We start from the raw sequence: 3,233 nt of genomic DNA, 5'->3' as shown, positions 1-3,233 counted from the left end.
CCTTTGCGTTTTCCCCTTGTACGAACAAATAAATACCCTTTGGGATTGTTCTCTTGTGTTGATTTGTTCTTTGTTTGATCTATAATGGCTTGTAAAACCGTTGCTACTTCCTTATCGATAGGTATACGATGTTGTTTGACTTCTGTTTTTGGAATATCTCCCTGTAAATAATAGCCATTGTTTGTGGTTATTAAACAATTCTGGATTCGAAGGTTTAGAATATCACTAATTCGCCAACCAGTTGCCATAAGTAATATCGCAATAGGGACATACTCATTATCTCTATCGTCCATCGGTGGAGTGACATCCTCTGGATTTCGTTTTAAAAGAAGTTCCAATTGATTCATTACCGTTTCAGGAATATATTTAATTTGATTTTCATTTGGCTTTGGTGTCTTTGGAAAATCCTCCTTAAAAAACAATGTAATTATAGGTCTTTGTGGTGCGTCAGAATGCTCGGAGCGTTGGAGATACTCTAAAAAAGACTTAACTGACGAAAGTAAAATGTACTTATAATTTTGACTTAAGCCCGCATTTATTTGAGTAAAGTAACTCAGGAACTTTTCAATTTCTTCTCTTTTTAATTGACTGAAATCGCTCCAATCGGAATGATTCTTATGAATGAATTCTATAAAAGCTCCAATGCCTTTTATAGAATCCTTTACTTTGCTGTGACTCAAATAGGTTAATGCATACTTACAATAGTTCTTTACCGTTTTACGAAATAAAGTGGGGATCTTCTCAAAAGATAGAAGATATTCAGCTTTATTTATTGTATATCTTGCGTTTGGTATTCTCCTTATATCCCATACATCTTTTTCGAATTCATTCCTTGTATCATAGAAGTCAAATAAAAAATTGAATATCGAATTGAATGCTGAAATAGGATTGGTATTATAACCACCTTTTCCTATTATCCTGATACCTGTGTTAGTCAAAAAGGTCTTGTATTTCAACAATCCATGGTTATAAGGTATATCTACTAAACTTTTAATATTATGATAATATTTCTTCAAAAATGGACTCAAATGCTTAAATGATGAAGAATAATTTATCATTGTACTTGGGGAGAGTCTCTTATTCACTATTTGGTTAGCGAAAAAAAACTTGATCTCATCCCGAATAGAGGAGGGTATGAGAGTAAATCTTAACTTTTTTTGTGAATAGGCCCAGGAATCGCCATCACTATATTTTTCAAAAATAGGTTCTGTTAAATCCCACATATCATTTCCAAAATAACCTTGCAATTGTTCTTGAATTACCGCCGTTTTCACTATTGTTATACTGGGTTGATAGGCAGTGTTACTTATCATTTTCTTCTCCCTTGAACGTTTTTTGTTTCATCGCTTTTTCCCACTCATTCCGTATATCCTCTTCAGATGGGTGAACATACATTTGAAGAGTTGTCTGCACATGGGCATGGCCTGCTCGCTTTTGAAGGATTTCGGGACGCATTTCTCCTGTCTTCCATAACTCCGTTATGTTTGTATGACGCAACATATGGGGTGTTCCAACTATTCCAGTTTTTGCTTTAAGACGAATAAAAAGAGCTTGTACGCATTTATAGTCAAGAGGGCATCCTTTTTGTTCGCCGCTAAGTTTTATAAAAACAAAATTAGTATCAACTTCGTCTGTATGGGTATCTAAAATGTAAACTCGGTAAAGGTTAGCCAATTCATTTGATATATCAAGCGTACGTGGACTACATACGGTCTTAATCTCCGCTTCGTTAATAAGTTCGCCACGATCTTTTATTGTGATCTTTTTAGCCACCGGAATAATATCAGAAAGTTGAAGTGATAGTGCTTCACCGATTCGCATTCCTGTTTCATATAAAAGAGCCAATAAAAATTTATCCCTTGTATTCCGACATGCATTAACCAATATTTGTACCTGTTCTGGTGTCATAACCTTTAATTTTTCCTTTGGTTCCTTAAGTTTCAAAATCATAATACTCTTTGAATTATTTTTAAGAGTATGGTGAAGAAATCCCTTAAAACTTCCTCGGGAGGCAATTACTTGTCTTTTTAGTCGTTCAGACAAATCCATAGTATAGTCTTCATGCCTCATAAGATAATCATAAAAACCAAAGACTCTATTCAAGTAAATGTTAATAGTGCGAGCTTTTCTTTTTTTTATATCGGTTGGGACCATGTTAGTCACCTTTATATCCCGATAGGGACTTTGAAGCCACCTTATAAACTCCGCCATATCATCTATGCCAATATCTCTGTAGTCTGCTTTCTTTTGCTCCAAGAACTCAAAGAATAATTTCAGTGCATAGCTATAGGAACGTATTGTATTTCTTGCGGTCCCTGTGTTGTCTTTATATTTGATAAACTTCACCACAGGTTTTATAAACTCTCCATCTTTATCAACAAGTACATACCTCATTTTATTATCGGAGGTAATAATCTCTTGAACCTTCAAATTAAACCATCCTCTATAAATTTCTGTAGTAATATTGAAGCCACTTTAGTAAAACTTTTGAAACCAGTTGTTATATCCTCCTAACTGGACATAGGGGGAATATTCTTTCGTATTATACTTTAACTACTATATTTTTTAAATAGGGTTTTACTGTCAATAAAGTAAAATAAAAAGGGATAAACCCCACGTAGAATACGTTAAGGTCTATCCCTAATTATAGTAGTGTTTTTCAGTATGGGCATCTAATTGTAAATTTCGGTTTAGATACGAGCCGAAACAATCGCTAATAGAAACATCGGTTTCTTTGATTGTAGAAGTCTAATTGAACGTCCATGAGTTCCTCTACGTTGTAACTCGAAGAGTTTATGAACTTCGGGTGAGAGTACTGGAGAAGTGTATAAGTAAATTAGAACCCCACTCCTTTAGGGGGGGGAGCATCAGTAAGATTTTAATAAAGTACAATAGCTTTAAACTGAACTAAATAGAGAGTTAATATCTGTACTTGTTGAAACGAATGAACACTTAATATCTAGCTTTTTAGCCAGATATTAAGTGTTCATTATTTTTTTGGCTGTTTTCATAAAGATTGTTGCTATTGAAAATAGCCTTTCATCATGAAGAGCGTAATGGAAAGCTTGGTAGTAACTGTAACCTTTAAAAAACACAAATGATGCGAAAATAGCCTTATAAAAAGTGCATATTAATTAGCAGAGTTTCGGATTGAATATAATGCCTGTGATACTGTATGGGCATTTTTTTCAGTTATTTCACTTTTTCTCGGAATTTCTGGATAGAGATCTTTT

The 3,233-nt window shown here is 34.0% G+C and carries 2 protein-coding genes; both read right to left on the bottom strand.

The window, feature by feature from the left end:
- Nucleotides 1-1,313 (bottom strand): tyrosine-type recombinase/integrase (locus VR863_RS14850; RefSeq protein ID WP_324829299.1); only part of this gene is annotated, 1,313 nt, incomplete at its 3' end.
- Nucleotides 1,303-2,430 (bottom strand): tyrosine-type recombinase/integrase, encoded by a 1,128-nt coding sequence (locus VR863_RS14845; protein ID WP_324829298.1) that lies wholly within the window; start codon nucleotides 2,428-2,430, stop codon nucleotides 1,303-1,305. The genes VR863_RS14845 and VR863_RS14850, both read right to left, overlap by 11 nt.
- Between the last annotated feature and the right edge of the window lie 803 nt (nucleotides 2,431-3,233).

The organism is Qipengyuania zhejiangensis, from assembly GCF_035607565.1.
Lineage (GTDB): Bacteria > Pseudomonadota > Alphaproteobacteria > Sphingomonadales > Sphingomonadaceae > Qipengyuania > Qipengyuania zhejiangensis.
This window is presented reverse-complemented; position numbering and strand designations above follow the sequence as displayed.